Origin of the sequence: Phaeodactylibacter luteus (genome assembly GCF_007993045.1) — a bacterium.
GTDB classification, from domain to species: Bacteria; Bacteroidota; Bacteroidia; order Chitinophagales; family Saprospiraceae; genus Phaeodactylibacter; species Phaeodactylibacter luteus.
Genome location: NZ_VOOR01000039.1, coordinates 18,377 through 34,718, shown reverse-complemented (window position 1 = coordinate 34,718; position 16,342 = coordinate 18,377). Strand labels below are relative to the sequence as shown.

At 51.6% G+C, this 16,342-nt stretch carries 11 protein-coding genes; 6 read left to right on the top strand and 5 right to left on the bottom strand.

All coding sequences use genetic code 11. From position 1 onward, the window contains the following. The first annotated feature begins 143 nt into the window (after positions 1 to 143). Complete coding sequence (locus FRY97_RS16205) at positions 144 to 1,619, top strand: hypothetical protein (RefSeq protein ID WP_147168606.1); 1,476 nt, start codon at positions 144 to 146, stop codon at positions 1,617 to 1,619. 571 nt (positions 1,620 to 2,190) lie between these two features. Here FRY97_RS16205 and trpF read toward each other — a convergent pair. Continuing rightward, positions 2,191 to 2,835, bottom strand: coding sequence for a phosphoribosylanthranilate isomerase (trpF, locus tag FRY97_RS16200; protein WP_147168605.1), 645 nt, complete (start codon positions 2,833 to 2,835; stop codon positions 2,191 to 2,193). Positions 2,836 to 2,934: 99 nt separating this feature from the next. Here trpF and FRY97_RS16195 point away from each other — a divergent pair, with 99 nt between their 5' ends. The 5 genes from FRY97_RS16195 (at position 2,935) to FRY97_RS23230 (ending at position 6,566) form a co-directional block, all read left to right on the top strand. Beyond that, positions 2,935 to 3,294 carry an MGMT family protein gene (locus tag FRY97_RS16195; RefSeq protein WP_147168604.1) on the top strand — a complete coding sequence of 120 codons (360 nt, stop codon included), beginning with the start codon at positions 2,935 to 2,937 and terminating at the stop codon, positions 3,292 to 3,294. A gap of 5 nt (positions 3,295 to 3,299) precedes the next feature. Beyond that, positions 3,300 to 3,731, top strand: a complete 432-nt coding sequence (locus FRY97_RS16190) for a DUF2147 domain-containing protein (protein WP_147168603.1) — start codon at positions 3,300 to 3,302, stop codon at positions 3,729 to 3,731. 430 nt (positions 3,732 to 4,161) lie between these two features. Beyond that, on the top strand, positions 4,162 to 4,398 hold the full coding sequence (locus tag FRY97_RS16185; RefSeq protein WP_147168602.1) for a hypothetical protein: 237 nt from the start codon (positions 4,162 to 4,164) through the stop codon (positions 4,396 to 4,398). A gap of 233 nt (positions 4,399 to 4,631) precedes the next feature. Then, positions 4,632 to 5,708, top strand: coding sequence for a recombinase RecA (recA, locus tag FRY97_RS16180; RefSeq protein WP_147168601.1), 1,077 nt, complete (start codon positions 4,632 to 4,634; stop codon positions 5,706 to 5,708). Positions 5,709 to 6,437: 729 nt separating this feature from the next. Continuing rightward, on the top strand, positions 6,438 to 6,566 hold the full coding sequence (locus FRY97_RS23230) for a hypothetical protein (RefSeq protein WP_262712244.1): 129 nt from the start codon (positions 6,438 to 6,440) through the stop codon (positions 6,564 to 6,566). A gap of 13 nt (positions 6,567 to 6,579) precedes the next feature. Here the strand turns inward: FRY97_RS23230 and FRY97_RS16175 are convergent, their stop codons facing one another. From FRY97_RS16175 to gldE, 4 genes are all read right to left on the bottom strand, one after another. Next, positions 6,580 to 8,997: a hypothetical protein gene (locus FRY97_RS16175; protein WP_147168600.1), complete on the bottom strand. Its 2,418-nt coding sequence runs from the start codon at positions 8,995 to 8,997 to the stop codon at positions 6,580 to 6,582. A gap of 326 nt (positions 8,998 to 9,323) precedes the next feature. Then, positions 9,324 to 13,292: an ATP-binding protein gene (locus FRY97_RS16170; RefSeq protein ID WP_147168599.1), complete on the bottom strand. Its 3,969-nt coding sequence runs from the start codon at positions 13,290 to 13,292 to the stop codon at positions 9,324 to 9,326. A gap of 979 nt (positions 13,293 to 14,271) precedes the next feature. Next, positions 14,272 to 14,877, bottom strand: a complete 606-nt coding sequence (gene gldD, locus FRY97_RS16165; RefSeq protein WP_246141777.1) for a gliding motility lipoprotein GldD — start codon at positions 14,875 to 14,877, stop codon at positions 14,272 to 14,274. Between the two features lie 10 nt (positions 14,878 to 14,887). Beyond that, positions 14,888 to 16,312, bottom strand: coding sequence for a gliding motility-associated protein GldE (gene gldE / locus FRY97_RS16160; protein ID WP_246141775.1), 1,425 nt, complete (start codon positions 16,310 to 16,312; stop codon positions 14,888 to 14,890). Positions 16,313 to 16,342 lie beyond the last annotated feature (30 nt).

Sequence of the window (16,342 nt, the reverse complement as noted above, 5' to 3'; positions counted from 1 at the left end):
TATCTCTGATTGGGCTGCAGCCAAAAGCAGCTGGCAGGCGGCGCAAAGATAGCGGACTGCCCGCAATTGCCAAAAGGCTGTGCGGAAGCAACTTCAACAGCCTTTTTATTATTATCTTGAAGCTCAACCCAACCCCGCACGCTATGGCAACAGCAGATCAACTCGGCAAGTGGAAACGCGAGTGGCGCAATGCCATCAGCAAGGAGCTCGGCAAAGCGCTGCAGGCTATATTGGAAGCCCTACCGGAAAACAGCGCCCGCTGTGACGAGCTCCGCCTTCTGCTGTCACAGCTCAACGACACCAACAGGGGCCAGATCATGGGCACCCGTTCTCAGGATGAGCTCGATGCTGCCTACAACGGCCTACGCCTGCGGGCCCTGCAGTTTGTCAACACCTTGTCCTTGGCTGATTTCAACCCGGAGGCTGCTGGATTTACGCCCCCCGCACCGAAGGGCGTGCTCCTCCACAAAATCCCGAGGCAGATGCAGCTTGGGCGCGCTGAGACTTGCATCATCCGCCTAGCTTACGACCGGGCAGTGATTGCCGACAACCTAGAACTGAGCGCTGAGGTGAAAGTGCGCGATATAGCCGTCTCCAAAGTAATGGAAGCAGAGCTGATCGACCCCAACGCCGACGCCGCTTTCCAGATACGGTCCTACCACGACGAACGCCAGTTTCTGGAACATGGAGCGTATACAGAATGGACATTCTACGTCACGCCGCTCCGGGCAGGCACTTTCCCGCTCCTGCTCAAGCTCACCGTCATTGCAGCCATAGACGGGGAAAAGGAAAAACGCAACATTACCTGGGAAGAGGAAGTCCGCATCGCGGCGGAAGCACCGCAGCAGCTACCTGAAGGGGAGGCCGGGTTCCGGGCATCAGGGCTTTCCGTAGCTTTCCGCAATCCGCCCCCCGGCAAGAAAGCCGCCGCTGCCCCTGCCGCAGAAGAGAGCGGGGCCGCCGTGCCCCCCCTGTCAGAAGACATCATGCCGGAGCTCATTTACGAGCCTTCCCCGGCTTACCGGGAGCCTAACACACAGCAAACGGCTTTTCCCGGGCAGCCGGCTCCCCGCCCGAGGTTCCCTTGGGCTTCCGCAGCTAGTGTTGCCCTCCTCCTCGTAGCCGCAGCCTGGTGGTTCTGGCCCTACAATGCGGCAAAGCCTGCAGATGTGGCAGTTGGCGAACCGGGGAGCAAAGAGCAGCCGGAGCCTTTAGACAGCGCATTATGGAAGGAAGAAAATATGGCCCTGGAAAAAGCGCCGCCCGAAAAGGCGATTAAATTCCCTTTGGAGAAGCAGCCTAAAGCAGAGGCCCACCGTATCCCCCGCAGGCCAGACAGCCCGGAATGGCCCGCAACCGTAAATGGGCCACTGAAAGCACGGAGGGTTGTAAGTGCGCCCGGCCTGCGGCTGGCCAATACGCCTGACGCACAGATTGTCATTAATGTCTGTATAGATGCAGAGGGGAAGGTCGTACGGTCTACTTTCAATCCGTCCGCAAGCGATTCCTCCGCCCCTGAGCTGCAGGCGCAGCTTTTGGACCATGCAAAGCAATGGGTATTCGAGCCCGGGCAAGGGGCGCTCTGTGGCACCCTCTCCTACAAGATCAGGAGCCATTGAAGCGGTTTGGATGGGCGCAAACCAGATTGTCGTCTTTTTTGCCTGCCCCTTCCGCAAGGATGGGGGGCCTGCCCCTGCCCGACGGCAGGTGCCGCTATGCTACGGGGCTCGCTATCCGCTCGGCCTTATCAGGCCTGCCGCCCCTTCGCAGCGCTAGGCCAATGCTAGTGGTCTGTCAAGGCTAAAACTAGGGGTTGCCTGCGGCGACTTTTGAGGCTACTCTTCGTTGGACAACCCCTTACGTAGCGCTGCTATGCGCGGGAACATCCGCCTTGATCAGCCTCAAAATCCGCTCCCACTCAACCCATAAATTAACACTTGACAGACCACTAGGCTATAAAGCCCCAAAAGCATAAACACCTGCGACATTTTGGTTCACGCCCGTTTGGATTGATGCGCCAGGGAAATATGAGCGAAAAGGTGTCCCGCTGTCTAGCGGGACAGACCGGTTACTAAAGTCCCAACACGCTCTTATAGGGCCGGAATAGCCCTCCGCTTCTCACACCCTGGCGTTCCCTTGGGAGGCCTGCGCGCGCGGTCAGCAACAGCTCATCCCCAAGACGGGCCAAGCCTATTCGAAAACCTCAAGGGCCTCGAAGAGGTCGTCTAGCTCGTCAAACGATTTAAAACCGACCTTTTCCTCTTCCCCACCCTGTACACTGAAGCCTGCTGCGCCAGTCTGCTCGAGCACCTCCTCCACTTCGCTTGCCGGGAAAGGCAGGTTGAGCAGGAGGGGGAAATCTTCAGCCAGCTGCCGCAGCTCTGCCAGAACGTTACTTTTGGCTGCTGCCCAGCTCAGGCCATTTTTCGCAAAATCTAAAAGAAAGTAGGCCGCCAGGCCGCTGCGGGCTTCCATTTGGGTGGCCAGGGCGCTGAGGTCGGACCACTCCTCCACTACAAGCTCCTGCAGTACCGGGACTTCCTTGGCATGTAAAGCTTGCAGCGTTTCAAGGCTGGCAAAGGTGCCCAGCTGTACAGCGTCTAGACCGAGGATGTCCACTGAAGTAAGGATATCCCGTGCTTCCTGCTGATTGAACTCCCCGACAATTTTGACGCCGTCGACCCATTCCTTCATGGCCTGCACCGTGGCAGGGCTCACATAGTTTTCGGTACCGGGGTCAAGATTAAAGCCAAGCCATTCTGCTTCCCAAGCTGCGAAGTAGCGGGCGTCGGTCAGGTTGGTGATAGAGGAAGCCTTGATTTTGGTTTTTAGCATAGTGCACCCTATTTTTGACAAGAACCACTTTGGCCCTGCGTTGTTGACGATTGAGGGCAAAAGTAATGATTTGCCTACGCCCACCTAACCATTTTTGCCATGGCTGTCCCTACTTATCACACCCTTGTTTTTGCGGTCGCACGGGAAATACCGCCGGGCCGGGTCAGCACCTACGGCGCTATCGCCGACTACCTGGCCCTCGGCTCTGCCCGCATGGTCGGCTGGGCATTAAACAAAAGCTTTGCTGCAGGCCATGATGTGCCTGCCCACCGGGTGGTCAACAGGAAAGGCGAGCTGAGCGGGCGGGCACATTTCCCCACCCCCACGATGATGGAAGAGCTGCTGCAGGCAGAAGGCGTAGCTGTGGCAGACGGGCGGGTACAGGACTTCGAAGCCCACTTTTGGCACCCTAAAGCACTGGGCGACGATTTTGAAATCGAAGCGTTAAAACCCGGATAAATGCCATGAAAAAAATTGTTTTGACATTAGCCTTTGTAGCTATGGCTGTGCTCGGGCTGCAGGCACAAGGCACGCCGGCAGGCGTATGGAAGACAGTTGACGATGAGACCGGGGAAGCCAAATCCTATGTAGAGATCTTTGAGGAAAACGGGGCGTACCACGGGAAGATCAGCAAGCTGCTGCACTCGGCACAGGATGAGGCCTGCACGGAGTGCCCGGGAAAGAAAAAAGGGCAGAAGCTGGTAGGCATGCGCATTTTGGAAGGGCTGAAGGCTTATGGTGATCATTGGAAGAAAGGCACTATACTCGACCCCGAGTCTGGCAACGAGTACGGCTGCTCCGTTTGGTTTGAGGAAGGCAAGCCCGACGAGCTGAAAGTACGTGGGGTGCATTGGACCGGGCTTTACCGTACTCAGACGTGGTACCGTGCTGAGTAAGCACAAACCGATAGCTGGCCAGCTTTAAGGGGGCATTGGCCTAGCGCTGCGAAGGGGTGGCAAGCCCGCTAGGGCCGAGCGGACAGCGAGCCCCGTAGCATAGCGGCACCTGCCCTCAGGCAGGGGCAGGCCCCATCCCATTGAGCAGAGCGCTGCCCTCCAAAACGGCAATTGTTTTGCACCAGCTCACTTTACACTGAAAGCCAATACCTTGTGATTTATGCTAGGCGCTACTGTGGGCATTGGGCCAGCCAAGCCGCTGGGGGGGGGCGCACCTGAGCTCAGAAAACGTTGTTTTTAAGCCGTTGGCCATTCAGGCCCCTGAGTATGTTAAAAATCCTGCTGAGCCTGCAATATTGGAGGGGGTTTATTAGTTTTAAAGGGGATTCTAATCGTGTATAACCTATTCGGAACTAACCTGATAACTTCTATGAAGCAAATCTTTACAACAAACCACTTAGTCAGATACCTCTACAATGAGGTAACCGTATCAGAACGGCTCGGCATCGAGGAAGCGCTTACTCGGGACTTCGGGCTATTTGAAGCGTACAACGAGCTCAAAGCGGCATACCAAATGTTGCCCAAAGTGACCTTCAGCCCGGCCCCGGGCACCCTGAAGGAAATCTTGAGCTACAGTGAAGGGCAGGCCGTAGAGCGCCACGTATGAAGCGCGCCACTGCCCCTTGAGCTCAGAAGCCCCTGAAAGCGACTTGTTTTCAGGGGCTTTGCTGTTGAAGGGGGCCCGGGAACCATCAGTTTTTCCTATTTTCGGGCTTGTTGGGCCCGTTCAGCCCCGGACGGGCTGTTTTTAACAACATTTTCTGTTTTTACTTGAATTTAATAAACGAAGTGTTTATTTTTGCTTCGTACTACAACAAATCCTTGATAAAACCACTCCACATGGCAGAGAGCAAACAAGACCGGGAAGCCAAGCTGAAAGCCCTACAGCTTACGGTAGACCGCATAGAAAAGACATATGGCAAAGGCTCGATCATGCGCTTGGGCGACGAGTCGGTCATCGAAGTAGAAGCTATCCCATCAGGCTCCCTTAGCCTGGATATCGCACTTGGTGTCAATGGCTTCCCCAAAGGGCGGATCGTAGAGATCTATGGGCCGGAATCTTCCGGTAAAACGACGCTTGCTATCCACGCTATAGCGGAATGCCAAAAGAACGGTGGCATAGCGGCTTTCATTGACGCAGAGCATGCTTTTGACCGTGCGTATGCCAAAGCTCTTGGCGTAGATACCGAAAACTTGCTGATCTCTCAGCCAGACAATGGAGAGCAGGCGCTGGAAATCACTGAGAACCTGATCCGTTCAGGGGCGCTTGATATCATCGTCATCGATTCTGTTGCTGCCCTTGTGCCGCGCAGTGAAATCGAAGGCGAAATGGGCGACTCTAAAATGGGCTTGCAGGCCCGCCTGATGTCTCAAGCTATGCGGAAACTGACCGCCACTATCGGCCGGACCGGGGCCTGCTGTATCTTCATCAATCAGCTGCGGGAGAAGATTGGGGTCATGTTCGGCAACCCGGAGACGACAACGGGGGGCAATGCGCTGAAGTTTTATGCTTCTCAGCGGCTTGACATCCGCCGGTCTGGCGCTGCGATCAAGGATAAAGAGGGCAACGTAGTGGGCAACCACGTCAAAGTGAAAGTGGTCAAGAACAAGCTTGCGCCCCCCTTCCGCATTGCAGAGTTTGATATCATGTACGGAGAGGGCATCTCTAAAACAGGTGAGATTGTCGACCTCGGCGTAGATCATGACATCATTCAAAAGAGCGGGGCGTGGTATAGCTATGACAATGCCAAAATTGCTCAGGGCCGGGAAGCCGCCAAGCAGTTTATGGATGACAACCCTGAGGTAGCCTTGGAAATCGAGCGCAAGGTCAAGGCCAAGATCAACGGGATCGAGCCTGAAGCTGCGGCGGAAGAGGATGCAAAGGATAAGAAAAAGAAGTCGGCTAAAGCTGAATAGATAGCAGCTTTAGGGATCAAGACGGCTGTATGTAAGCCTCGAATGGGCTGACATACAGCTCGGACCTAGCTTTGAGATGCTGGCCGAGCCCGCATCAAATAGAAGAGCACTGTGCCACTGAATAGTAGGGCGGTGCTTGCATCGACAGCTGCTTGGCCACTTTGTGCCAAGCAGCTGTTTTTATTGGCTGGATTCAAATCACAAATGCAACTCTATTCCTCTGGGTGAGGCAAGTGTATAGCAACTTTTAGAGCGTGTTGAGACTTTAGTAATCGGTCTGTCCCGCTAGACAGCGGGACACTTTTTCGCTTATCCTAATGTCCCAATTGAGCTGCCAGATGGTCTCAACATTAACAGCTTCGGAGCACTGCCCCTGCTATCTTTACATTAAAGACAGGATACCATTGCTATTCATATTGTTTTCTGCTATTGTCCTACCTGAAGGTAGTTTGTTCAATTAGTAGGTTTCTCGTGCAGAGGGCCTGACCCCAGACAGTTGGATTCGTGATCAGGGCATAGGCCATCAATCGATAGTTTGTACGGGCCTTACCTTTCCATGCCACGGCTAACGTCCAAATGAAAACCTCTGCATTTTATGTTTAGGCCCCTCAAGGCTCGCTACGCCGTAGCCCTTGCAGGGGCCCTTTGGCAAGCTCTAGTCCGACAACTCAAGATTTCGCTGCGCGCCTACTGTATGGAGCCTCAGGCTATGGCCTCAAAAGCGGCTGTATGAAGCGCAAACTGAAAAGCCCGGACAGCGGTTTTGCTATCCGGGAAGAAATACCCAAGGGGTATTCGCAAGCATCTTTGCATGATTCTACCCCTAAACAATTAGAGAAAACGATCTTTGGAGAATAAATAAGGCTTACCCCTACTGCTTTAGCAAATGCACAGACCTCACTGATCGCCCAGCCTCAATCACGAGCAGGTAACCTCCCTTAGGCCAATTCATTACATCAGTGAGTTTAAGGCCGCCTTCTGAAAAAGCTAACTTTCCCAATGCCTTTTGATATACAACCTGCCCTTGGTAGTTTAGTACAAGCAGGCTGCCCTCAACAGCGCCTGCTGCTGCAGTCCATTCTACTTGTACAAAATCAGAAAACACATTGGGATAAGCCTCAAGCTCAAATGCAGCCTCTGCACTCAGATGTACTTGTACTGAGCCACAAATGGACTGCGTACCATCCAAAGCGACCTCCCAAAGCCGGTAGTAATGATAGCCTGATGAAGGCGCCCTATCTGCCCAATGATAATGTTGCGGAGACTGGCTGTAGCCTGCTGCGGGCACCTCTCCAATATTTGTAAAATTGCGCCCATCCTGGCTGCGCTCAAGTATAAACTGATGACTATGCTCTTCAGTTAAGGTATGCCATCGGAGCAGTACCTCCCTTCCAAATACCTCTGCAGTGAATGCAGCAAGCGAGACGGCAAGCGGCCCTTCTTCAGTAATCGGCTCACCCCCTGGGGTTGCTATACCACCGGCATTCCAATTTAAACCTATAGGGCAAGTGCCAGAACAATCTCCTATCCGTTGTATAGCGGTGAGTGGTACGGTCATTTCTGTCTCCACTACACCAATATCCTCACTTTGCACACCTGCCGCCACGCCTGACAAGGGGGTAAAGCTCCCTCCATAACTGATAAACTCCAAAAGCCCCCCTTGATAAGAAAGAGCGATGCCCTCTCTCTCATCTTGCAGGCCAGTCTCCCAATAAAAGTAAGTAAACCCACTGCTCGTGCTTTGCCCCTGAATAAAGTTATTTAAAGTAGTACTGGCATAACTGCTCAGTGCTCGGTCACCACCATTATAAAGCGTCAATCCGAAATCGGCTAGCTCTGACAAGTAAGCGTTTCCGATGGCAACTTCAACAAAATTGTTATTGTTGCTGCCATCGCTGTCCAAGTAATGGAACTCACTGATGTAAGCAGCTGGAGTAGCCGTCACATTGAAATGGGCACTTTGCGCCTCTTCTAGAAGGGCCGGGCTGGAAGCCAACAGGTAAACATCGTCCCCTATACCTTCAAAGGCTAGCTGGCTGAAGCTGGCGACCCCTGCACTCATCGTTTTCTCTGTCACTGAGCTCTCTGTAAGAGCAGTGCCTACTGCATTGACCGCAACGACTTCGTTGAAACCCAAATCCCGATGCCCATACTGATCTACCGCTAAAATGATCACCGCATCGCTGATTGTAGAGCCTTCTGCTACGTCAGGCGGGCTTGTATTGAAGGCTAGATCGGTGGCGATAACCTCTGTCAGCAAAGTATTAGACAGAGCGCCACCCGCGTTTGAAGATGAAAAGTAAGAGCTTCCTGCCCCGACAGCGACTTGAAAAACTTCAGCAAAAACTGGTGCCCCGTCTAAGACATTGTTTTCGTTGAAAGTAACAAAAAGCTCCAGGCCTATACCGCTGTCGTCCTCAGCCTGTATACTGAACTGGCTGAAAGTAACGAGCTGGCCAGAGACAGGCACTTCGGCCAACTGTTGTCCATCAGAAAACAGCATTGCTGTTTTTAGCAGATCTGGATTAGAAAAGTTAAAAGAGATACTCTCCAATACAGTCGGGTTATTATCTGCATCTGCTGCTGCACCCCCATCCCGTATTGTAAACGCTCCCATCTGAAAAGCATTGGCTGGAGTAAGGCCTGTTGCGCTAGTGTAAGCCAAATAAGGCACCCCTATTGTGGATGGGCTGTTTGCTGAAACTATATCAGAATTCAAACTGACATTAGCAACAAGGTTGGCAACACCGTAAAGATTGAGCGTATTGGACAGCAATGTCCATTTGCTCTTTGAAGATGTTGGGTTGAACCCAAACCAACGGAGACGCAATTCCTGCCCTTCCCCTACCACTATGCTAGTAGCAGGGGCAGCAAAACTCTGTACATCTTCTGTAGCTTCCATCTCCTCATCCATCCAAATCGCTGAGTTTGAAAAATCATTCTGAAGACTGTACTGTATTTCAAAACGCTGAATACCGTCTATGGTCTTTATACAGTCAAACTCCAGCCCAGTAAGCTCGAGAAAATAACCTGGAGCCGGGCGCAGTATTACCTCAAAATAAGCATTGGTCAGCGTACTTCGCCACCCTGCCCCTTGCGCCCCCAAATCAGTAATCGTCAAGTCCGTAATGTCAGAGGCCTGCAGTTCTTCTACTTCTATGCCTGCTGCATTTATAGCGGGAGCAGTATCTTCTGTCAAGGGGAAGCTTACAAGAAGAGGCTGTGCAGATGAATGCACGGCCCAAAAAAACAAAATGAACAATACGGCAAGGTGTTTTTGCTTTCTCATACCAATCTGGTTTTTATAGAAATGCAGGGGGGTAACAAGCATGTTGTTTTCGGCAAACCCTAGAAGCTGCCTCTTTTCAACCATGACACATCTGCTAGCGCTATAGCTTAGCCTTGCTGAAGCATCAACAATGGGCAATCCCAAGCCCAAACGCAGCTACAGCAGCAGCACACTTCTATTTGCCAACGATGCTACAAAGATAGATAGCACCAAAGGGCTGCCCGCTCATTTTTGAGACACATGGGGGGACACACAACTATTGGCTGAATAGTGATATTTAGGGCTCAAATTTGGCATTCTACCGCAGTACATTAACGGCAACCGTACTAAACGGAGTAATTTTGCTGCAACTGATACGGCTTTATGCCAAAGCGTGCTTCAAACAAGCGGGAAAAATAAGATGGGCTACTGTAGCCAACCTTCAATGACACCTCACGGATGGTCATTTTTTCCGACTTGATGAGCTGATAAGCTTCCTGTAGCTTCACCTCCCTAATCACCTCATTAACTGACATCCCAGATTCTGCCTGCAGCAGGCGGTTGAGGTGCCTTCGGCTGATAAAAATCCGTTTAGCGATTTCCCCGACGCTGATATTCTGCCGTGCGATAGACTCCCGTGCGATCGCTTCTACCTTCTCCTTAATACTGTGCAGCTCTTCAGGAGCGCTGAACTTAGCGCCTTCCTTTTGTAATTCCTGACGGGCAGAAACGCGGGTGTGGTTAATCATCAACAACCTTTTGACTTTCACCAAGAGCTCTTCTTGAAAAAACGGCTTTGGCAAAAAGTCATAAACCCCTAAAGCGTGCACCTCTGTACGGGTTTGATAAAAATCAAGCGCCGAAACCACGATTACTGGCACGAGGGCTGCAGCCTCCTCTGATTTAAGCCACTTAATCAGTTCAAGCCCATTGCCATCACTCATCATGATATCCGTAATGATCAAGTCAGGCCACTGATCAGGTGTGATATCTTTTGCCCATTCTATAAAGTGCTCTCCCCCTGAAAAAGCATGGATATGATAGGTTCCACGGAGCAATGCACCAAACAAACTGTGCATCTGAGGGTTGTCCTCTATAATCGCAATAGCAGGCCTTGGCTTGTTATCCGTATGCTCTACAGCTGCAACCGGGCCAAGGGCAAGTGCAGGCTGCTCCACAACGGGCAGGGCTTGAGCTTCCGCCCCTGCCTCCTCAACTGGCACCTGAACTGTAAAAACAGCACCTTTGCCGGGCTGCGAGCTCACCGTCACGCTTCCGCCCAACTGCTGCAAGTAGTCTTTCACAATGGCCAAGCCTACTCCCAGACCGCCGCTTTTCCCATCACCTGGCACTTGAAAAAAACGGTCAAAAACCTTTTCCAGAAAACTATCCGGTATGCCAGGCCCTTCATCCCGGACAACCACCTTACAGACCTGATTTTGCAATGCCGCATCAACAACTACTTTTCTAGACCGCGGGGTGTATTTCACCGCATTGTTTATGAGGTTATTTAAGATAACCGACAAATAAGAAGGGGCTGTAAGGTAGCTCGTCCCCTTCGGCACATCTACGCGATATTCTAAGTTGACACCATGAAAATGGGCCAGTGCTTTACCCATGTTAAAGCGCTGCACGAGAAACAAGTACAGCCAGACAGGGGTGAGCTCAGGCTTAGGCCTATCTTTTTTAGACAGATTGACCAATTGGTTCAGCCCCTCCATCAGGCTTTGAATATCCTGCAAACTTTGACTTGCTAGCAAAGAAAAGGACTTGACCTTATCACGGTCAGGAAGATAATTAACCCGTTCTAGATAGTTGAAAGGGCCATTAAGCACTGCCAATGGGGTTTTTAGTTCATGGATGACGTTGATGAAAAGCTGGTCTTTTTGCTTATTCAGCATTTCCAATTCCTTGGAGTAAGCCAATACTTGATTCCGCTCTTCTTCTATTTGCCGGGTACGCTCGCGCACAGTGTCCTGTAGCTTTCGGTTCGCGGCACTCAATGCTCGCTCCCGGTAGCGGACCAACTGAGCCAGTAGCCCCCCAAATACCCCTATCAAAACTATATAAAGTGCTGGGTGTTGATACCAATCCGGTTTTTTATACAAGGCAATATCTTTGATCGTTTCAATCTCGCCATTGCCAGCAAGGCTCCCAATTTGCAAGGAGTGACGCCCTGGCTTCAAAGACGGGATGGTCACTACAAGCCCTTCATCAAGCTGCTTCCACTCTTCTTCCCCTTTACGGAAATACAGATGCTGAAGCCCCTCTCTTAAGGCCCCTAGCTTTGCGCCAAGCTTCATCTGCAGCCCCACCTCTTTACCTGATAAGGCCAATGAAAGCGGGAAGGTGTTGGGGTAATTCAACTGCTTCACTACCCTACCTGATGTAGACAGTGTCCGACAATTGGAAAGGCTAAGTTCCTCGCCCCTTACTGGATGAAGGAAGGGCACAATACTGTCAACCTGAAAGTAATAGCCCCCCTCCTTGGTTTGCCCCAAAAGGATATTCCCGGGCAGCATCCTTAGCCCACCGTCAAAATGTGCATTAGATGGTAGCCCCTCCCAAGCTGTCAACTGATGCCAGACTCTGTCTTCTGGCTGATAACAAATCAGCCCCTCATCTGAGCCTAGCCAAAGCCGGCCGGCACTGTCTGGCATAACACTACTCAATTGGTCTGTCCCTCCTAACCACTTAACATGGTGAAAGAGCTCTAGCTCCGTTGTGCCAGCCTTCTTGCGAAAGCCATAAAGCCCCCAAGATTTGCCAACGGCCCAAAAGCAGTTTCTGCTGTTATCCCATGCTACATCCTGCACATCCATGTAAAAAAAAGCATTCAAACTGCTGACCGAACGGATGCCTGCCAAAACACTATCCCATTCTACAAGCAGTGGGCTGCCGTAAGGGGAGAAAACGAATGTATTTCCCTGCCCTGCTTTGTCTATCCGGGGATAAACATGGGGCGCTGCAAAAATTGGGCGCTCAACTGGTTTAGGCTGCAGCCCATTTTCGGCTATCTCCAGCCAAAACGGCCAGGTGCCACCTACCAACAGCTCATCTCCCAACTGCTCCATATCAGACACCCAATGAGCATCTCTTCGCTCAGTTAAGAACGGTGGAAACGCTACCTTAGCCAGCCTTTCTAGCTTTTTGTCAAACTGGTAAACGCCTACTTGCGTGCCAATGGCCACAAACCGGCCGAGATCTTCGAGACAGGTCACCTTACCCCTTAAGTGCAATGGCAATGGGAAACTATCTACCTCAATCGCTTTCTCAAAACCAAACCGGAACAAGCTAGCCGGGCCAGCCAGCCAAGCTCCTTGCTCCCCGACAGACCGCTCACATGCTGCTGAAGATGCTGTGCGGATATGCCTGATTTGCCGGCTCAGCCCTGTCTGTATTTCCACCCCTCGCTCAGTGCGTTCTGCAAGGATGTGCGAATCGCTCGCTGATGTTACCTGATCATCGAGGTAACTCCAATATTTTGCAACTTCATCCAACCCGTTCCCCTTTGAGAATAGGAGTTTTTTGTCCGTGATACTATATAGATATTCATTTCGCTTGGTCTGTATATGAATTAACCCTGCCCCACGCAGCGAAACGCTGAGGATAGCAGAGGGCTCCCCCACGTTCGCAACTTGCTCGAATCTATTGCTAGACTTGCTCATCCTCCAAAGAACACCTAAACCGCCAGTATACACATAGTCGCGGTCTACAGCTACTGCATACAGGTTGACAGGCATGTGCTTAAGCTGATCTGAGGTCGTCTCCCAAGCAAGCGGGTACTCACAAACTTCTCCCCCTACAGGGTCAAATGAGAACAATACAGAATAAGATGCCCCCCATACTAGGCCCGTGTGAGCGTCATACTCAAGATCATAACTATTTTTGGCTTTTACAGCTTCCCCATCAACCATCAATGCATCCGGGAAGTAGTTAACAAAGTCTCCGGTGAATGGGGAAAACTGGCTTATCCCCATATTAGTGCTGATAACAACCTCACCTGATGGAACTGCTACAATATCATTGATCACATTAGAAGCTAGAGAAGTGGACGCCCCTGGCCTGTACTGAAACACCTTGACCTCTCCGTTGGTCACCACGTTGATGCCCCGCCCATCTGTACCCAGCCATAGCCGGCCCTCACTATCGAAAGCCATAGCTGTCACCTCATCGCTAGAAAGGCCTTCCGTTTTGGAAATGCTCCTTTTACCCAACGTTGGATATTCAGTTGCTGCCCGGCTCTGCAGGGTATATCCAGGCCCTAAAATAGAAATCATTAAGAAAATCCACCACTGCTTGATCTTATCACCCATTCGTGCACGTGTATTTTTAACCGCTACACTTAGTGCATCACAGCAATGAAAAACGAAAGCTCATACACCTAACTAAAGCAGGGCTCGCCAGAGCTTGTTTGGAGCGTTTATGTCATAAATTTCAAAGGTTTATGCCCACCTACTGTGCCAGCATGGCCGCAGGGCCCTAAATTTGAGCTCAGCGGGCTAAATGAAAACCCAGCGAGAACACCATGCTCATAAAACATTGATTTACAACAGGAAAAACTCCAAACAAGTGCTCAAATCGTTTTTAGTGTCTATCGTTAAAGGCAAGGCTTAGTTAAACCTTGCCCAAGCCCCCCCGCCATTCAATATATGATCCCAAGAAACGGACAAGAGGGGATATGCTTGGATCCTTCACAATGTCTGGAGTTTAAACCGGACAAGCAAGTAATTTCAGGACATGCCCGGGTTGAAATTTAGGACAAAGCACAGCCGCATCAAACAGGCATGATATAGCAGGCTGACTGCTGCTCCGCCAATCAAGAGAGGTGATAATCTACAAATCGCCATGTCCGGTTAGTGGCCTGCCCCTGCCCCAACGGGCAGGTGCCGCTATGCTACGGGGCTCGCTGCCCGCTCGGCCCCTCGCCCTACAGGCGTCGGGTCTGGCCTTCGGCCACCCCTGCGCAGCGCTAGTCCATGCCAGGCTATAAAGCCCGAAAAGCACAGACACCTGCGATATTTTGGTTTGCGCCCGAGTAAGGTGCCAACATATTTTTGCCCAGGCCAAAGCCTGTCCTAATTGCCGCGGGAAAACGCCCGGAGCCTCAGCCTCAACAGAGCGCTCTTGCCCCCTTTCACCTCATCTACAACCACGGCAAGGGCCTGCTATATGTCGATACTTCAGCAGGCAAACGAGAGACAGCACTGCGCAGATGTACAACAGATTACCGCTTATCTGCTACTTGGCCGATGCCCGCCCCCCCTTAAAAGCTCAATGCTGACGGGAAACGCCTCAATCCCACTCAAAAGTCTCGATCATCCGGAGCAGGTCCGCTTCGATAAACTCATAAATGGGGGCCATGGAATCTGGGCGCACCTCGGTATTGAAATACAAAGCCCCCCTCAGGAAGTGGGAGGTAGAGTCGGTCAGGAAAAACTGGAAAGGGGAAGCAGAGGGCCCTTCCATGACAAAAGCCACACCACCTACGCCGGCCTCCTGATTGCTGATGATGATTTCATCTATATAGTTAGCCCGCTTGTTGTGCCAGTCTGCCATATTGAAAGCATCCCGCCTTAGCCCCTCCCACTCTGCAGGCGAATTGATGGGCGCATAGCTGCAGTAAAGCCGGCTTTCAAAAGCCGGGAAGTACAGGTCAAACCAACAAGGGTGAGGGGGCAGCTCCTCAAAGAAGGAAGTATCCTGTTGCACCTCCGCATAAACGGGGTATTCGAAAGTAAAGGCACAGTAATCTTTGTCAAACTCCTGATAGCGCTTTTCCGGATAGTCCACCTTGGGGAAAGCCCGAGGCTTGGGGGTCAGCGGCGGCTCATCTTCACAACCTGCCAACATGGCTGACAAAGGGAGTATGACGAGCAAAATCATCCGGGAAATACGCATAGTACTTATTTTAATTGAATGGCCCCTTTGGCAGGGTGACCACAATCTGTTCAATCCTGCGCTTATTAACGGCTACGACCTTGAATTTGTATGCGCCTTGTACGATTTCTGCATCCGGTTTGGGCATTTGCCCCCTAATTTCCAGGATGAGCCCCGCCAGGGAGTCTGCTTCCCCTTTGACGTCATCAAAAGTGTTCGTATCAATGCCTACAATCCTGCAAACATCATTGAGCAGGGTTTTACCATCAAACAGGTAATTGAAATCGTCTATTTTTTTGTAGACGACCTCCACCTCGTCGTCAAATTCGTCTTTGATCTCGCCAATCACCTCTTCCATGATATCTTCTAAAGTGACTATGCCAGAGCTTCCGCCGTACTCATCGACCACCACCGCCATGTGCAATCGTTCCCGTTGAAACTCCTTCAGCAGATCGTTGATTTTTTTAGCCTCCGGCACGTAGTGCACATCGGGGCGGATGAGCTCCTGCCACTCGAAATCGTCCGGGTCCTGCAGATGGCCTAGCAGGTCCTTTACATAAAGGATGCCGGTCACGTTGTCGAAGTCGTTTTCGTAAACAGGGATGCGAGAATAGCCCGACTCCTGAATCACTTCCAGGAGTTCGCTCAGCCCTATCCGGAAATCCACGGCTACGACATCGACCCGGGAGCGCATAATCTGCTTGACCGTCACATCGCCGAATTTGACAATGCTCTTAAGGATATCAATATCCTGCCCAGCACCTTTTTCTTGGCTGACCGTCAGCTCTATCGCCTCATCGATATCCGCACGGCTCGTATTGCCGCCCACAGCAGAGCGCTCAAGCCGAGCTTCAAAAAGCTTCGTAGAGTTGACCAGCACACTGCTGAACGGATGGAACACCTGCATTAGAAAAGATAAGGGCCGGGCCATAAGGCGGGCCAGCTTTAAGTTGTTGATGCGGGCGTAGACTTTGGGCGCCACTTCCCCAAAGAGGACCAAGAGGAAGGTCACCCCCACTACCGTAATGAAGAAGCTGATGCCCTTGCCCCAATAGGCTACCTGCTCAGCACCAGGCTCTATAAACCACCCCAACAAAGCGGATGCCCACTCATTGAAAACCGATTCCGGCAAAGCAGCTTTCAGCACAAAGTCTGAAAGTATGACAATCGCAATATTGATGAAATTATTGCTGATGAGGATAGTGGCCAACAGCTTCCTTGGTTTTTCCTTCAGCCACAGAATGGTTTTGCTGCTGCCCGTACCTTCCTGCCCCAGCCGGTCGTAATCCCGGTAGTTCAGTGAAAAAAAAGCTACTTCAGAGCCGGAGATCAAAGCAGAAGAAACCAAGAGGACTAAGATGCCCATTGCGCCCAGCCACAGGCCAGAGGCGCCCGTACTCAGCAACAGCAAGGCAGGGTCAAATGCAACAAGTAAAGGGCCAGGTTCCGGTTCCAAGGGGAAATCAGCTTAAGCGCGCCAGAGAAG

What these genes read in the sequence shown, in the direction of transcription:
- FRY97_RS16195 (WP_147168604.1), top strand. Translation starts at nt 2,935, where the DNA reads ATGGCTGTCCCTACTTATCACACCCTTGTTTTTGCGGTCGCACGGGAA.
- FRY97_RS16205 (WP_147168606.1), top strand. Translation starts at nt 144, where the DNA reads ATGGCAACAGCAGATCAACTCGGCAAGTGGAAACGCGAGTGGCGCAAT.
- FRY97_RS16190 (WP_147168603.1), top strand. Translation starts at nt 3,300, where the DNA reads ATGAAAAAAATTGTTTTGACATTAGCCTTTGTAGCTATGGCTGTGCTC.
- FRY97_RS16185 (WP_147168602.1), top strand. Translation starts at nt 4,162, where the DNA reads ATGAAGCAAATCTTTACAACAAACCACTTAGTCAGATACCTCTACAAT.
- recA (WP_147168601.1), top strand. Translation starts at nt 4,632, where the DNA reads ATGGCAGAGAGCAAACAAGACCGGGAAGCCAAGCTGAAAGCCCTACAG.
- gldD (WP_246141777.1), bottom strand. Translation starts at nt 14,877, where the DNA reads ATGCGTATTTCCCGGATGATTTTGCTCGTCATACTCCCTTTGTCAGCC.
- FRY97_RS16175 (WP_147168600.1), bottom strand. Translation starts at nt 8,997, where the DNA reads ATGAGAAAGCAAAAACACCTTGCCGTATTGTTCATTTTGTTTTTTTGG.
- trpF (WP_147168605.1), bottom strand. Translation starts at nt 2,835, where the DNA reads ATGCTAAAAACCAAAATCAAGGCTTCCTCTATCACCAACCTGACCGAC.
- FRY97_RS23230 (WP_262712244.1), top strand. Translation starts at nt 6,438, where the DNA reads ATGAAGCGCAAACTGAAAAGCCCGGACAGCGGTTTTGCTATCCGGGAA.
- FRY97_RS16170 (WP_147168599.1), bottom strand. Translation starts at nt 13,292, where the DNA reads ATGGGTGATAAGATCAAGCAGTGGTGGATTTTCTTAATGATTTCTATT.